The 14,473-nt window shown below is 42.1% G+C and carries 14 protein-coding genes and 1 tRNA gene; 9 read left to right on the top strand and 6 right to left on the bottom strand.

What is annotated here, in order from left to right:
• Positions 1-67 precede the first annotated feature (67 nt).
• The 3 genes from psbV2 to petJ all read left to right on the top strand — a co-directional run bounded on the left by psbV2 (position 68) and on the right by petJ (position 1,926).
• Complete coding sequence (gene psbV2, locus I8752_RS06090) at positions 68-562, top strand: photosystem II cytochrome PsbV2 (protein WP_214431406.1); 495 nt, start codon at positions 68-70, stop codon at positions 560-562.
• Positions 563-812: 250 nt separating this feature from the next.
• Positions 813-1,229: a plastocyanin gene (gene petE / locus I8752_RS06085; protein WP_214431405.1), complete on the top strand. Its 417-nt coding sequence runs from the start codon at positions 813-815 to the stop codon at positions 1,227-1,229.
• Between the two features lie 355 nt (positions 1,230-1,584).
• Positions 1,585-1,926 (top strand): cytochrome c6 PetJ, encoded by a 342-nt coding sequence (petJ, locus tag I8752_RS06080; RefSeq protein WP_214431413.1) that lies wholly within the window; start codon positions 1,585-1,587, stop codon positions 1,924-1,926.
• Between the two features lie 334 nt (positions 1,927-2,260).
• Here petJ and I8752_RS06075 read toward each other — a convergent pair whose 3' ends face one another.
• Positions 2,261-3,757 (bottom strand): hypothetical protein, encoded by a 1,497-nt coding sequence (locus tag I8752_RS06075; RefSeq protein ID WP_214431404.1) that lies wholly within the window; start codon positions 3,755-3,757, stop codon positions 2,261-2,263.
• Positions 3,758-4,251: 494 nt separating this feature from the next.
• Between I8752_RS06075 and I8752_RS06070 the strand changes: the two genes are divergently transcribed.
• The gene (locus tag I8752_RS06070) at positions 4,252-4,947 is read left to right on the top strand and encodes an esterase/lipase family protein (protein ID WP_214431403.1); all 696 of its coding nucleotides are present in this window, start codon (positions 4,252-4,254) and stop codon (positions 4,945-4,947) included.
• A 102-nt stretch (positions 4,948-5,049) separates the two neighbouring features.
• Positions 5,050-5,664 carry a cytochrome b N-terminal domain-containing protein gene (locus I8752_RS06065; protein ID WP_214431402.1) on the top strand — a complete coding sequence of 205 codons (615 nt, stop codon included), beginning with the start codon at positions 5,050-5,052 and terminating at the stop codon, positions 5,662-5,664.
• 145 nt (positions 5,665-5,809) lie between these two features.
• Here the strand turns inward: I8752_RS06065 and I8752_RS06060 are convergent, their stop codons facing one another.
• Positions 5,810-7,729 (bottom strand): cation:proton antiporter, encoded by a 1,920-nt coding sequence (locus I8752_RS06060; RefSeq protein WP_214431401.1) that lies wholly within the window; start codon positions 7,727-7,729, stop codon positions 5,810-5,812.
• A 423-nt stretch (positions 7,730-8,152) separates the two neighbouring features.
• On the opposite strand from I8752_RS06060, the gene I8752_RS06055 reads away from it, so the two are divergent.
• Positions 8,153-8,225, top strand: a tRNA-Glu gene (locus I8752_RS06055).
• A 100-nt stretch (positions 8,226-8,325) separates the two neighbouring features.
• Here the strand turns inward: I8752_RS06055 and I8752_RS06050 are convergent.
• The 3 genes from I8752_RS06050 to I8752_RS06040 form a co-directional block, all read right to left on the bottom strand.
• Positions 8,326-8,925 (bottom strand): SRPBCC family protein, encoded by a 600-nt coding sequence (locus tag I8752_RS06050; protein ID WP_214431400.1) that lies wholly within the window; start codon positions 8,923-8,925, stop codon positions 8,326-8,328.
• A gap of 8 nt (positions 8,926-8,933) precedes the next feature.
• Positions 8,934-10,952: a sensor histidine kinase gene (locus I8752_RS06045; protein ID WP_404827079.1), complete on the bottom strand. Its 2,019-nt coding sequence runs from the start codon at positions 10,950-10,952 to the stop codon at positions 8,934-8,936.
• An 837-nt stretch (positions 10,953-11,789) separates the two neighbouring features.
• Entirely contained in the window at positions 11,790-12,125 is a 336-nt protein-coding gene (locus tag I8752_RS06040) for a ribbon-helix-helix domain-containing protein (protein ID WP_011321131.1), read from the bottom strand.
• 70 nt (positions 12,126-12,195) lie between these two features.
• Between I8752_RS06040 and I8752_RS06035 the strand changes: the two genes are divergently transcribed.
• The 3 genes from I8752_RS06035 (at position 12,196) to I8752_RS06025 (ending at position 13,459) form a co-directional block, all read left to right on the top strand.
• Positions 12,196-12,444: a hypothetical protein gene (locus tag I8752_RS06035; protein ID WP_214431398.1), complete on the top strand. Its 249-nt coding sequence runs from the start codon at positions 12,196-12,198 to the stop codon at positions 12,442-12,444.
• Between the two features lie 123 nt (positions 12,445-12,567).
• Positions 12,568-13,053 carry an HNH endonuclease gene (locus I8752_RS06030; RefSeq protein ID WP_214431412.1) on the top strand — a complete coding sequence of 162 codons (486 nt, stop codon included), beginning with the start codon at positions 12,568-12,570 and terminating at the stop codon, positions 13,051-13,053.
• Between the two features lie 16 nt (positions 13,054-13,069).
• A complete protein-coding gene (locus I8752_RS06025) occupies positions 13,070-13,459 on the top strand; it encodes an alr0857 family protein (RefSeq protein WP_214431397.1) in 390 nt (129 codons plus the stop codon).
• A 34-nt stretch (positions 13,460-13,493) separates the two neighbouring features.
• Here I8752_RS06025 and I8752_RS06020 read toward each other — a convergent pair whose 3' ends face one another.
• Positions 13,494-14,339: a polysaccharide deacetylase family protein gene (locus I8752_RS06020; protein ID WP_404827078.1), complete on the bottom strand. Its 846-nt coding sequence runs from the start codon at positions 14,337-14,339 to the stop codon at positions 13,494-13,496.
• Between the last annotated feature and the right edge of the window lie 134 nt (positions 14,340-14,473).

Below are 14,473 nucleotides of genomic sequence, written 5' to 3'. Positions count from 1 at the left end.
CAGTCCCCAGTCCCCAGTCCCCAGTACCTCAGTTATACGTTTGCTCGCAATCACTCACTAGCTTCTGATGCTGTGTCAGTTATTTACCCGTTTATTGGTTTTAGTCATTGTTTTTGTGGTCTACCACAGCAGTAGCTTACCAGCCCAAGCTGCTAACAAGATTGACCCCTACATAGCTAGATACTTGCATGTCACAGAGCCAATTTCTCTAGAAATGGACGAACAAAGTAACACGCGTTTGTTTTCACCGCAAGAATTGTCTGTAGGCAAGCAATTATTTGAAAATAACTGTATTAATTGTCATGTGGGCGGTGCGACGTTGCCAGATCCGCAAGTCTCTCTGTCGCTCTTAAAGCTTCAAAAAGCTTATCCTCCACGCGATCGCGTCAATTCTCTAGTTACCTTCATGCGCCAACCCATGACCTACGATGGTAGTCAAGAAACTTACTGGTGTCGTCAGTTACCTCCAAGTCAATTATCGCAACAGCAAATAGAAAGTTTAGCTGCCTTTGTTCTCACAGCAGCCCAAAAAGCTCCTGGTTGGGGTACAGAAAATTTTTGAAAAGCAAGGCAAGGGGATAATTTCTCAAGAAAAATAAAAAATTCTGATTTAGACTGTTTACCTTCTTTACTTTACCCTGAGATTTTTTAGTGTAATGCAATTTAGTAGTTATTGCTATTTGCGCAATTTTTTGCTATGTATTTTTCCCTATTGTTAAAAAAAATTCTATCTATGACAGATTGTCATATTTAGCGTTGATTTTATTTAAAATGAAATAAGCAAAATAAAAACTATTTGTTAGGAGAGAGTCATGAAATTAATTGCGGCAAGCTGGCGACGCTTTAGCCTAGCTGTGTTAACAATCCTTTTAGTTGTTAGTAGCTTTGCTGTTTTTACTCCCAGCGCTGCGGCTGAAACATATCAGGTGAAACTGGGTAGTGATAAAGGATTATTGGCATTTGAACCATCTAAGTTGACAATTAAACCAGGCGACACAATTGAATGGGTGAACAATAAAGTTCCTCCCCATAATGTTGTGTTTGACGCTGGCAAAAACCCATCTAAGAGCGCTGATTTAGCAAAATCTCTGTCTCATAAACAGTTGTTGATGAGTCCCGGTCAAAAGCAAACAACCACTTTTCCAAAAGACGCGCCTGCTGGTGAATATAGCTTCTATTGCGAACCCCACCGTGGTGCTGGTATGGCTGGTAAAATCGTTGTCGAATAGAATCAGCACTTTTGAGACAAGATAATTTTCCCGGTTCCTCAGCAAGATTGGCCAAAACCAACACGCCACCTTTCTAGAGTGGTTCATAAAAGGAAAGATAAATGGCGGTGACGAGTCCTATTTCCGCCGAGAATACTCAACGCCACATGGCGATGGAGGTTATGAGCTCGTCACCGCTAATTTTGTTCAAATTTGCCTACATCAGAAATTAATCACGTTTATACTCTCTAGGAAATAAAACCTTATGGGGTAGAGTACAAATAGCGACTGGCAACTTTAGAATAACTATTCTGAGGCTTCTTTTAAACCATAGAATGAGTTGCTGGAGGCTTCTTGTGAGGAGAATATCTTGAAAATACGTATATTAATAGTATTATTGTCGGCGATCGCTCTATTCAGACTGACCTCTATTCATCCAGCACTAGCTGCCGAAACACCCAACGGAGCCAAAATTTTCAATGATAACTGTGCTGCCTGCCATATAGGTGGTGGTAATATCCTCATTTCTCAGAAAACTTTGAAAAAGGAAGCATTGTTAAAGTACCTGGAAAACTATGAACGAGATCGAATTCAGGCGATTATCCATCAAGTACAGAACGGCAAAAATGCTATGCCTGCCTTTAAAAACAAGTTGAGCGCTGAGGAAATTTTAGAAGTAGCTGCTTACGTTCTCCAACAATCAGAACAAGGTTGGTGATTTATAGCAAAGTGCTGAGTGCTGAGTGCTGAGTACTGAGTGCTGAGTGCTGAGTAAAAACCCAGTTACTTTAAGACTTTGAGCAATCATAACTCTCCTAAAGGGTGTGGCTACGGCTATAGTTATTCGCTCAAGGTTCGATTTACTTTTGCCTTGTTGTAGTAGTGGCGTGGAAATTTATGCAAAATACTGGCTCCTGTACTTAAGGAGCCAGCTTGGCGTACGGTTTTGCCACACCAGTCGTCACAGCCGAGGTAAACCCTCTTGCAATGCTGGACTCACCGTGCAGCAATGGGTTGACTTGAGAAAACTAGCGTGAAACTCCAAACCGTTTTTATTTTTCTGGATTAGAGTTTTGTCTTTGCTGTCTTACCTCGTTCAACTTTTGTATTAATTTTTGACTGGGTTCGACAGAGAGCGGCTGTTGAGTATTGTTAGCAGCTGGTGTAGGCAATGGTTTGACATTGGTTATCGGTGCAGGTGCTGGCTGCTCGTTTCTAATTCGCAGTGCTGGTAATGGTTTAACACTAGTTGCTGGTGTTGACGTTGGCTGATTTCCATTAACCGATGTAGACAAAGGTTTGGGAATAACTACAGCTGGCTTTTGCTCTTGAGTAGCCTCAGCAGAGTTATTGTCATTGTTTTGGAAACGCAGGCTAAATGGATAACGGTTAGTCTGCTTATCTCCCTTAGGAGCCTTAGCATTGAAATATTCTCTAGCCTTTAATTGTAAATCAGGGGTAATTGACTTGTCTTGGAACTTGATGTCTAAGACTTTACCTTCAGGATCTACTACTAAATAACCCAATACCGTACCTTCAATGCCAGGTTTATCTGTAGAGATTGTGTCGCGAATGACTGCTTTTTCTTGCGAATGGGGGTATTCTCTCTGAACAGCTTTTCTCAAATTTTCGTAAGAGTTTACCTGAGCAACGATAGTCTGTTGTGTGGCTTGCGTAGGCAAATTAGGCATTTTAGGTGTAACGCCTGACTGCCTGCTAATACTTTCACTTGCTAAGGTCAAGTTATCTCCAGCTTTGGGAATTTCTCCAATCGGAGCTACTTGCGATCGGTTTTGAGCAACTTTGTACGTATCATTGCTAACTGGCGTAGTTTGGCGAGTGATATTACTGTTTGCCGCCGTAATCGGTGGAGCAACTGAAGGGCTAGGAGGCTGGGCATTCAGCAAATCATTGGGTATTCTAGCCGGAGATACTTTCGGCAACGGATCTACAGGCAGCGGTTTAGATTCTCCTAACGCTAATTCCTTTTCGCTAAAATTAGAAATTGGTGTAGTGAATTTTTTGTTAGCAGCATTGAAACCAGACGTATCAAATCCTAGGTCATTTCTAGGAACTTGCTGCAAAGACCGGCGTGGAGACGAGGAAGAAATACGATAATCGTTTGGGTTTGTGACAATCGGTGGTGAGATTGGTTGCATATACGCAGGTGGCGACGGGGGCAACACAATCGATTGGGCATCCAGATTTGGCGGAACTGACTGTTGAAGAGGTAATTGAGATTGTTGGAGAGGTAATTGAGATTGTTGGAGAGGTAATTGAGATTGTTGGGGTAGTTGGGGTAGTTGGGGTTGCAAAGCAACTTGGTTGCTATTTGGAGTTTGCGGCAGACGGTTTTGGTCTGCTTGGCTTAATTCCAAAATTCCTACTGGTTTTGTTGATGCTGATTGTTGAGATTTGCTAGAGTCTATAGGCATCAATGGCACAATCAACGCAATAGCACCGTGGATACCAAGAGATGCTATAGCTGCTATTCCAGTTGGCTGGCTTAAGACTTCTGGTATATTTTTTAGTAGGGAGACGTAAGACATAGCTGTTATCGTTCACTCGGCTCAATTGCAGTTAACACAAGGGAATTTATCTTTATTGCAATAGTTGCGCCCTCTTAAAAATAATAACTTCCTGCGCTGGCACTCAAAACGGTAAGATTGTATTTTTTTGAAGTTTTTATTTTAATAAGGCAGTATTGCACTTTTGAGTTGCATTTGCTGACGAAGTTCTTAAAAACGATCGCTTCAATTTTTGTGAGGTGATGCACAACAAAAACTGAAACCTAGAGTAGTTGTTAGTCAAGGCGAACGCGTCAGTCTCAAGACGTAGACTAGGCTTGCTTGAGTTACCTATTTGACCTCCTGACTACTTTTGATTCAGTTTTGCTTTTGTAATATATTTCCCAATGCTCGTAACACATAAGGAAATTTGAGCAAACAATACCACATCGCCCCAATCGCAAACTGTAGCTAATTTTGCTCTTTGTCCTCAGATTGGCATTACTTTTTAATATTTGAACGCCTAAATTGCCAAAATGCCATTACCTACCGTTATTTTACCTGGATATTTAGAAAGTGCGATCGCTTATCGCCAATTAGAAGAATCCCTCAAGCAGTTGGGGTTTCCAACGGTTACAGTCCCGCTGCGACGGCGGGACTGGATATCTACTCTCGGTGGAAGACCAGTAACGCCGATTTTGGGGAAACTCGATCGCACAGTCAAACAGATATTACTTGAATGTAATGCCGCTCAAATCAACTTGATTGGTCACTCAGCTGGAGGTTGGATTTCCCGTATTTATTTGGGAGAAAAACCTTATTTAGCAAGGAGCGAGCTGAAATCGTCCCTTTGGAAAGCTCACCCCTTGGTTGCTACTCTGATTACTCTAGGTACGCCCCATATCAGCCAAGAACGCTGGACGCGCTCAACTCTGGATTTTGTTAACAATAACTACCCTGGAGCTTTTTACAAAAATGTCCGTTACGTTTGTGTTGCGGGAAAAACCATTTTTGGAGCAAGGCGGCGTGGCAGCTGGCTAGCTTACAGCAGTTATCAATTAACCTGTGGTACTGGTAACACTTGGGGAGATGGCATCACACCGATTGCAACTGCCCATCTAGAAGGTGCTGAAAATCTTGTGATTGAAGGTGTCAGGCATTCCCCCAGAAGTCCGGGAATTTGGTACGGTTCGCCAGAACCATTAAAAGCTTGGGTACGATATTTAATTTAATAAAGTTTCTTTTTATGATAAAACACAAAATAACTTAATTTTTCTTAGCTAAAATTGTAATAAAAATACACTTTTAGTTAAAAAATTTAAGAGGAGTCAGCCATGCAAAGCACCGAGTTCGATAGGATTTTGCAGCGACTAACGACTGTAATCTCAGTCGTAATTCTTAGCTTGTCTTTAATTTATGTCTCAACCGGAATTTTACTGTCTTTTTACTACGAACCGACAGCAGGTGGGGCTTATCATTCACTGAGAATGATTGATACAGAAGTGAAATACGGTTGGCTATTCCACAGAGCGCACGATCTTGCTGGTAATGCAGTAATCGCGATCGCCCTGATTCAAATTGTGGCAATGTTTTTAAGTCGCCAATTTCGCAAGAGTTGGCTGATTGCTTGGGTGAGCGGCATTTTATTCACCCTGAATGCGATCGCTCTAGATTGGACAGCGATGATTTTATCTTGGGATCAAGAAGGATACTGGCGTTTTAACATAGAGCTAGGAAATATCGAAGCAATTCCTTTAGTCGGTTCCCAACTGCGAGACATCTTGACGGGCGGCGGAGCAATCAGCAGTCTTACTGTCCAACACATGTACGCCATACACAACTATTTGATTTCGATTACTGCCGTAATTCTGGCTGTAGTGCATTTATCAGCATTACTCTGGCAAGAAAAGGAAATGTCTCAGGAAGAGTCATTAGTCAGTAGTCAGTAGTCAAGAGTCAGAAGGCAGAAGGCAGAAGGCAGGAGGTAGGAGGTAGGAGTAATTATTATTTCTTGTCTCCCTCATCCCCCTCATCTCCCCCTGCTCCTCTGCTCCCTTGTCCCCAGTTCCTAATCCCCAGTCCCCAGTACCGTCCTCACCCACCAGGCGCATCGCTAACAGAAAGTTGAGCTAACTTGGCTAGAGGCACTTCTTCCAACTCCGGTAACTTTTCAACAGACAAAGGAGTAGACTGGGTAGCGCCAGATAAACGTTTTAAAAGGTTAGGTCTGGGGTCATATAACAAATAAATAATGCGATCGCCTACTTCCCACTCTTGATTTGCTGGCATTATCTGTAGGCGTTCTTCTCGTTCTAGCAACAGAGGCACTAATACCCCAGTCCGAATCTTTTCTTGTATGCGATCTAGTTGATTAGAAAATTCCGATTCATCCAGCGTAGTTGTACCTAACTTGACGCGCCCATCATTGAGGTACTCATTCCAAGTCTTAATTGCTAAATCTGTGGCAAAAGCTTGGTGAACCTTATTATTTGAGCTTCCAGTCGCTTGTGGGTCGCGGGGAAAAACTGCTAAAACGCGTGGCGGATGAAATTCCTCAGCAGCCCGTTGAGCTAAGACAAAATTCACTTCACCATTACTAGTCATCGCCAAAAAAGTGCCTATAGAGGCCAGTCCTGCTTCTTCTAGAACCGCAGCATCAAGGGCACTGCTCGATATCACCCGCAGATTTTGGGCTTCTGCTTGGGAAAAACATTCGGGGTCAGTATCAATCATGACGACGTTTTCTCCCCGTTCTTGAAAGAATCGGGCAATCAATAGACTCAACGGATTACAACCTACAATTACTGCTCCAGTGGCTTCTTTAGAAGTGATTTGCAGCCAATTAGCAATCCAGCCAGCTGTTAGCCCTTGACAGACAACCGTCATGATAATTGTCAGAAAGACTAAGGCTTTGATGGCATCACCACCGTTAATGCCTCGCTGTGTTAGCAAAATTCCAAATAAAGAAGCAACAGAAGCAGAAACAATCCCTCTAGGAGCAACCCAGCTTAAAAACAGTTTTTGTCGCCAATTGAGGTCGCTATTCCAGGTACACAACAAGATGTTAATCGGGCGAACGACGAACATCAACACCAAAACAGTAAATAAACTGCCCCAACCCAAAGCAAACACACTAGCGATTGATAGGTCCGCTGCTAGCAGGATGAATAGTACAGAAACGCTCAGAATTGTTAACTGACCTTTAAAGCTACGCAACAAGCGTTCTTCTGGCACTGAGGAATTGGCAAATACCGCTCCTGCAACTACTGTTGTCATTACTCCCGCTTCACTGCGGATCGTTTGTGCCCAACAAAACAAACCCCACAGTATCGCCAACACTACTAAGTTTTTTAACTCGAATGATAAAAAATGGGCGCGTTTGAAAATCAAGCTCATCAAATAGCCACCGATTCCACCAATTGCCGCACCAACTCCCAAACGCAAAAGTAACCCGACGATAGCGTTAATGGGATCGGTATCGCCATTCACAATCGTGTCAAGGACAACGAAGGCAAGAATGGCCCCCACTGGATCGATTAAAACCCCTTCCCCTTCCAAAAGGGTTGCCACTTGTCGATCCACATTGATTTGTTTGAGTAGAGGACTGACCACAGTTGGCCCTGTCACCACAACTATGGAAGCGTAGAGAAAAGCTATATTCCAGGGAAATTCACCTAACCAATGAGCCGCCATACTACCGCCAAGCAGTGTGATTAGCGTTCCCAAGGTTACGAGTAATTGCAAACTCACTGAAACTCGACCTAATTCTCGCAGATCCAAGTTGAGTCCGCCTTCAAATAAAATTATTGCTGTCGCCAGAGCAACAATCACCTCTAGTCCTGTGCCTAGCAAGTGGGGGTGCAAAAACCCAATGCCATCAGAGCCAAGCACAATACCTAATAACAGCAACAAGACGATGCTCGGTACGCGCAAGTATGCGGCCAGCACTTGGGCGCTAATCCCTGCAAAAACAGCGATCGCCATCTGTATGGTGATTTCAAAAGATGCTTCCATGTTGTAGATTTTGAGCGATATATTTCAAAATCTTTTGTAAAGAAGAGTAAATATTACTTCTAAAGGGTACAACATCACACCCTTTGTATTTGCTAAATTCAAACTTTTTTTCATACTTAGTTTTTGATAATACTCTATTTTTACTAGTTTGGGAGAAATAGCAGTGCTTAGTTAGAAATTAAAAGCGCCTCTTTGGATACGTGGTATCAACCCAAGATAGCGAAGTATATTTGAGTTTGCAATTATGCATTGGAGCTTATATTACTTCAGCTAATGAAATAAACAAATAATTACTTTATTATTTGATTTTTGTAGCGATCGCTGCTATTTACAACTTGTTTAGCTTTCACTCAAAACTTTTTTGGCAATAACCGTTGACATCAACGGAAAAATTCGTTAACTTATATAAGGTCTGAGTCTGATGCCCCCATCGTCTAGAGGCCTAGGACACCTCCCTTTCACGGAGGTAACGGGGATTCGAATTCCCCTGGGGGTACTTAAGTAAGCAAAAACTAGTTGTAAAAACAGAATGTTTTCTGTCTTTACTGAATCAGCCTTCACCTCAAGAAGATTTTTGAAGTGAAGGCAAATAAACTCTATGAATTTTGATTAGCCAATTGCTCTACACGCTGGTGAATAGCTAAAAGATTTAAACGCAAATCGTTACTGAGGCGACGTTCGATAATTGTCACTGGCATAGTCAGTTTAGGCCAAATTTGGATGGTATAGCAGAGATTAGTACCGACAAACTCACCAAAAGAATAAGGCTCTAGACACCAGCTACCAGAAAAGCCTTTGAAATCTCCCTCTACCATCTGGAAATTAATTTCTTTGGGGAAATTCTCTACCAAATCCAAAACCACACGCGCACAGAAGTTGAAATTGAGTAGGCGCTGAGAACCGATTTGTTCGAGTCGAATACCACCGTTAGGATGCTCAAGCAAGCGACTTTTGGCTAGGTTGGGTATAAAGTCAGCTAAGGCTTCATAATCTGTAAGCACTTTCCAGATTGCTTCAACTGGTTGGGGAATTTGCACCTTAGCACTAATTTGCCGCTGTCGCTCTGCGATTTTCTCAATTTGGACTGCCACATCTGGCAAATCACCTGCATTAGCAGCAAACTTGTCTTCTAGGGTTGTGTCCTCACCAGCTCCGATGAGATCGAGATCCTCTGTGGTGTTGTGTTGTTCAGTCACTTTCAGATTTATGGTTTACTTTCGTCAGAAAATTGAGGCAGAGTGAGAGTGAAGCAAATTTCGCTCAGTTGGGAATCTGAGATGGGAATACTCTCAACGGAAATTGACCCATTCAGATGCTGTACTAAGGACTTGACTAAAGCTAATCCTAAGCCAGTCCCAGGTGTCCAACGTCCTCCTCTACCGCGACGGAACCTATCAAAAATGTAGGTTGCCTCTTCTTCGGAGATGCCACGTCCTGTGTTAGTCACTTTGATTGTAACTTGGTCGGCAAGTTGCTCGACTTGGTGAGTGGCTTGCAAGCGAACGATAGTATCACGCTCAGAGTACGTGGAGGCGTTATTTAATAGTTCTTGAAGGATGCGGTCAAAACTTTCTAGTTCGGTTTGTAGTTTTAACGGCTCCTGTGGTAAATCTACGGTTATACTTAATCCTTTATCTACGAGCTTTTTCTCAAAGGACGCGCCTAATTCCTGAATTTTAGTATTTAAATCAATAATTTCAAACTGAGGAGGTTCTTGGTGAGACTCTAATTTTTGCAGTTTCAACAAGTCATTGATTAAATTTATTTCTTTAGTACATTCTTGCTCTAGGATATTTAGGTATGTGGACTGACGCTCCGGTGTTACTCCCGGCCGACGTAAATTTTTGATAGACATTAGCATATTTGTCAGCGGGTAGCGCAGGCGATCGCTCATGTTACTCAAAAACTCGTCTTTGAGTTCGTTAAGTTCCCGCAGCTGCTCTACATATTGTCGGGTTCTTTCATGCAATTTGGCTTGAAGTTCCAGACTGCTTTTAAGTTTCGCCGTTCGCTCATCTACCACAGTTTGTACTTGCCGCAATGTCTGTGACTGAATTATGGCATTGCTCACTTGGGCACAAACCATTTCCACAAGATTTAATTCTGCTACTTGCCAACTGCGAGGAACCGCTTGCTGTAGCACTAAGAATCCTAAAATTCTACCTTGATTTTCTAATGGCATTAATAGGACTGCTGGCAATACCTCAACTGCAAACAAAGAGGCAACTACCGATGTATCTTGTAATTCTGTATAGTCATTGATGATTACTGGTTTTCCAGAGTCTACAAACACGCGCTGGCATAAACCACAATCTGTAAGCGAAAAGGACTCTTCTAAGCTGTTTGCTCTACTAGTACGAGAAGTTTGTGATTCTCGATTCCATTCGCCAACAACAGTAGCTTTGGCATTAGGAATTTGTTTTTTGGGTTGAATTCTAAACAGAGGATCTGTATATTTCAAAAGTATTAGCAAACCCCGATCTGCCTGGAGAGACTCGGCAGTAGATGCGATCGCCAACTGGAGCATTTGATTGATCTCCAAGTTTGTACGACTAAGTATTGTTAATTGCTTGATTAAGCTTTGGTGTTGGTTGGTCTTTTGCAAATACTGCTGTTGAGCAGCAATCAACTGTGCTTGTGCCACTTGGGAAAAAGCGATCGCGCAAGACGACTCCACCGCTTTTAGTAATTGTTTTTCTGATTCGCTCCAGTCATGGGGTTGGAATTTAATCAGACTAATCACGCCATTATTTTTTCCTCCAAAACGGGTAGGAATAGCTAATACCGCTTTGATCGGCAATGGCAAGTATTGACACCCAACTACCAAACTGTTTTGAATTGTTGCAATATCCTCAATAGTTAAAGTTTCAGCAACACATTGCAATACTCGCCAGTCCATTAGCAACTGTTCCATCGGGAACATCTCGCTGAGATGAGGCATTCCTAGATATTCATCACAACACCAATTACCAGTGGTCGGTTCGACCGATGCTTCATCAGTAACAGTAACCAAGCAGCAATCAACTTTAGAGGTAACTCCCAGCAATTGGGCAATCTCTTGCAGCATCAGTGCCGTTACTGAGGTATTGGCAATGATGTAGTTAATCTTTTGCCCCAACTGGTGGGCTAGTTCTTCCTGATGCTGCATCAGCTTAACTGGATATGGTTGTAGTCGCTCTAGGTCATCCGGGCACTGTGGCGGCAGTGATAAATGATTTTTCATTCCTGGCACGCTTTTAGATAATGACCCCATTTGTTTTGCACCCAAATTCTTGGCATATTTTTCACTTTTAGTGGTGTTGTTCCACCTGAGGAATTGCAAATCTTTGTATTAAGACTTTGCTTTTACCTGTTGTAGCCTTTTTTTATATAGATGACCAAGATACTGGTATATTAAACCAATTTATACATAGGTATTAAAATATTTAAAATATACTTAAGTGCTTCAACCAACTTGTCTTTGAGTGACTTATGCAGACTTGATTCACTAACTTTGGCCTAGGATACCCTGTCTGTAACTATACATAAACCGTAATTCTTCTGGAATTGAGGCAGCAAGTTCAAAAATAAATGCCGTGCTAATACTGAGGTTATTTTATAGAACGAGTATTATTTTTGGCATTAATTTTTATGAAGTAAGCTACTCTTTTCTATGGGTTTGCTAAACGTTAAATACTATTACAGCAAAATTACAGGAAAAATGTGGATGACCAATCGAGAACTCCAGCAAAGAATTTATGATGTAGTTGTCTAACTTTTATTCTCTACGGTTGTTTATTTACTAAAGTCTGCTGGTTTTCATCTGCAAGTGCTGTAATTATGGAGAAGTAGATAAGGGAATTGGGGACAAACTTTGACTGAAAGTAGGGGGTTGTCACAAAGATGTCTTGTTTCTTTGTTGTACTCTTTAAGAGAATAAATCTTTTTTCTTTTCAAGATTTAAGAAGTGTTTTTATAAATTTTTTAAATAAATATAATAAATATAATAAGTAAAATTAAATTATGAATGCAGCTCGGTTGCCTTAGTTAGTAACCGAGCTGCATTCACCTGAATATAGGGCTATCCAGCCAGACTCTCGACACTCAGAGGAACCATATCGCCATTCCTCGTCAGTCCTAGCAACATCGGTTGTTGGGGTTGAATAAGTTGACCTGTAAGTACACAACGTTCTTCTTGTTGAGCAGTGGCAGCTATACTAGCTCGAATATCGGCTCGTGAAAATCGGGGTTTCCACTCACCTGATTTTTGCTGGACATAATTCCAGAGGATATCTCGGATCAAAGCTTGATACCCTTGATTGCCAGCTATCTCTTTGAGTTTTTCTTTGAGTTCTCGCTCTAGGCGAATGCTGGTAACTTCCATGTCTGTGGTTGGGGTGCGAGCGATTGTATGCATGATTTTTTCTCCTTAAAGTGTGGACAGGATAGTAATACAAGTGTAGTATGTTTAAAGGAATGTTCAATAGGTGAAATTTTCTGTGATATCCATTTACCCCATCTCCACTTCTTCGCGTGCTACCAACTGCCGAGCCAGTTGGGAATTAGCAGCTGCGGGAGTGGAGTATTTATTTATGGGCGATGGGAGCCAAATTCATTGGCAAATCACAGAGGGTAATTATGATTTTAGATATTTCAGCATTAGCGCGCTGAATGCAAAACCACAACTAGATGAAGGAAGCGGGAGGTACAGACGAAGGAATACTGTACCGATATAAGACCAGAAAATTTTTCGGTCAATTTCTAACCCCCGCTTCTCCCGAACCAGAAGCGGGGGTTTCTTTATAAGGAGTGAAGCTGTGACGACATCTTCGAGACGCTACGCGAACTTAAAGCAATCTATGGTGGTTTTTTCACAAAATGACTTGCCACTGTGTCAGGTCAATATCAAGCGAGCAATTGTACCGTTAGTAACAAACAAAGCTGAAGCGTTAGGTTTCCCGACGCAAGGCGGATGGCGAGTTCAATTACCTAGCTTAGTAATAGATGTGCCAAAACATATTCGCTTGAAAATTGCTTCTAGTAAGCGTATGTGGAAAGTTCTGCCAGTCAATGGGTGGGAAATGTTGCAAAAAGACGATCGCAGTTGCCAATATTGCGATAGTAGCAAACATCCAAAACTAAATCCTCTGGTTTTGCGATTTAAAAGCGGCTCACACACTTGGGATAACTTAGTCACAGCTTATGAAAGATGTAACTCCCGTAAAGGTGACTGTACCTTGTTTGAAGCTGGTATGCAACGACAACAAGCGCTAAAGACACCAGTCCATCAAACGATTTTTTGGGTCAAACAATTCTGGATAAATGTGCAAGCAAACCTGGAATAACAGGAGAGCATAAGGAATGCTGAAATTAACTTACACCGAAGGGAGCTTTTATTTAGAGTGTCTTACTCAGTCGCCAGAGGAATGGGTGGCGCAGCGAGTGATTTTGGCACTGCGAGTCGGACAAAGTCTGTGTGTTGAACCTAGCACTGCTTCCTTTTTGCTGCCTGTTGATTTACCAGGGGTAGATTTGCTGAAGGCTGAGGTGAAACGAGATGACAGTGAAATCATTTCCCTGTGTGTCTGTGACACAGAGTTTCTAGAAGTCACTTTGCGGGGTTCTTGGCTATCAGATAATTCAGAGAACGCTGTAGGTGTATTTACTACTACGATGAGCGATCGCGCCGAGTTTTTGTTACATAAACTTTGGCAAGAAGCGCAAGCTTGCGCTTCTGTGATGAGTGAATGAACAAAAAAGTAGGGTGAGTTGAATTTCTCACCCTTTATGGTATTTTGAGTAGTTCGGGAATTGTTACAAATCTGTAGCCTTGCTGTTTGAGTCCGCTGATGATTTGTGGCAAAGCCTTTACGGTTCTTTGGCGATCGCCACCACCATCATGCATCAAAACAATAGCACCTGGTTTTGCGCCTTTGAGAACATTGTTCACAAATGCTTGCGGTTTGGCATGGGGATCGGTATCGGCTGAAGTTAGCGACCACATAATTACAGTATCTTTCTGACTTTTAGCGTAAGCAGCTAGTCCGTTATTTAAAAAGCCTCCAGGAGGACGAAACAAATAAGTTTTCACTCCTGTAGTTTTGTAAATTAAGTCGGCTGTGCGTTCGATTTCACTTTTGGCTGTGGCTTCATCCATCCGTCGATACCAATGATGCCAAGTATGATTGCCGATTGCATGTCCCTCGGCTACCTCTCGCTTGGCAAGTTCCGGATTGGCTTGTAAGGCTTGTCCTACCCAAAAGAATGTCGCTTTCACATCATTTTGCTTGAGAATATCTAGCATTTGTGAGGTTGTATTTTGCCAAGGGCCATCATCAATAGTCAAGGCAATAACCTTTTCATTACTGCCAAGATGCACTTGATAAACTGTTTTTCCCTGAAATTTATTTGGTGCAGCGAAAGAGAGGTTTTCTACTTTGGCTGCTGGTAATACTTGGGAATTAACTTTGCTGTTTGTTGGCTGAACTGGAAATTTTGCAGCATGAAGTTTACTTGTTGGTAGGTCAGTTTTCAATTGGGGAAGCTTACCTGGGTTCATGCTACAAGCTGTTACAGAGAAAGCGATCGCCATAACACCAAATATACTTTGTCGCTTAAGGTTGTTTGCCACATCAGGTTTCCAAAAACTCGTTCGATTGTAAACTGTAGTTCTGCTTTTTAGAGAGTTTAGCAAACTACAACCTATATCCAGAGACAGTTTTAGACAATTACAAAAAAATTTTCCCAAACCCCTTGACAATTTTT

Source organism: Dendronalium phyllosphericum CENA369 (assembly GCF_016056275.1).
GTDB classification, from domain to species: domain Bacteria; phylum Cyanobacteriota; class Cyanobacteriia; order Cyanobacteriales; family Nostocaceae; genus Dendronalium; species Dendronalium phyllosphericum.
The sequence above is the reverse complement of the archived record's forward strand: the minus strand, read 5'-3'. Positions and strand labels throughout refer to the sequence as shown.

What these genes read in the sequence shown, in the direction of transcription:
- psbV2 (WP_214431406.1), top strand. Translation starts at nt 68, where the DNA reads ATGCTGTGTCAGTTATTTACCCGTTTATTGGTTTTAGTCATTGTTTTT.
- petE (WP_214431405.1), top strand. Translation starts at nt 813, where the DNA reads ATGAAATTAATTGCGGCAAGCTGGCGACGCTTTAGCCTAGCTGTGTTA.
- I8752_RS06075 (WP_214431404.1), bottom strand. Translation starts at nt 3,757, where the DNA reads ATGTCTTACGTCTCCCTACTAAAAAATATACCAGAAGTCTTAAGCCAG.
- I8752_RS06070 (WP_214431403.1), top strand. Translation starts at nt 4,252, where the DNA reads ATGCCATTACCTACCGTTATTTTACCTGGATATTTAGAAAGTGCGATC.
- I8752_RS06065 (WP_214431402.1), top strand. Translation starts at nt 5,050, where the DNA reads ATGCAAAGCACCGAGTTCGATAGGATTTTGCAGCGACTAACGACTGTA.
- I8752_RS06060 (WP_214431401.1), bottom strand. Translation starts at nt 7,729, where the DNA reads ATGGAAGCATCTTTTGAAATCACCATACAGATGGCGATCGCTGTTTTT.
- I8752_RS06045 (WP_404827079.1), bottom strand. Translation starts at nt 10,952, where the DNA reads ATGAAAAATCATTTATCACTGCCGCCACAGTGCCCGGATGACCTAGAG.
- I8752_RS06040 (WP_011321131.1), bottom strand. Translation starts at nt 12,125, where the DNA reads ATGCATACAATCGCTCGCACCCCAACCACAGACATGGAAGTTACCAGC.
- I8752_RS06030 (WP_214431412.1), top strand. Translation starts at nt 12,568, where the DNA reads ATGGTGGTTTTTTCACAAAATGACTTGCCACTGTGTCAGGTCAATATC.
- I8752_RS06025 (WP_214431397.1), top strand. Translation starts at nt 13,070, where the DNA reads ATGCTGAAATTAACTTACACCGAAGGGAGCTTTTATTTAGAGTGTCTT.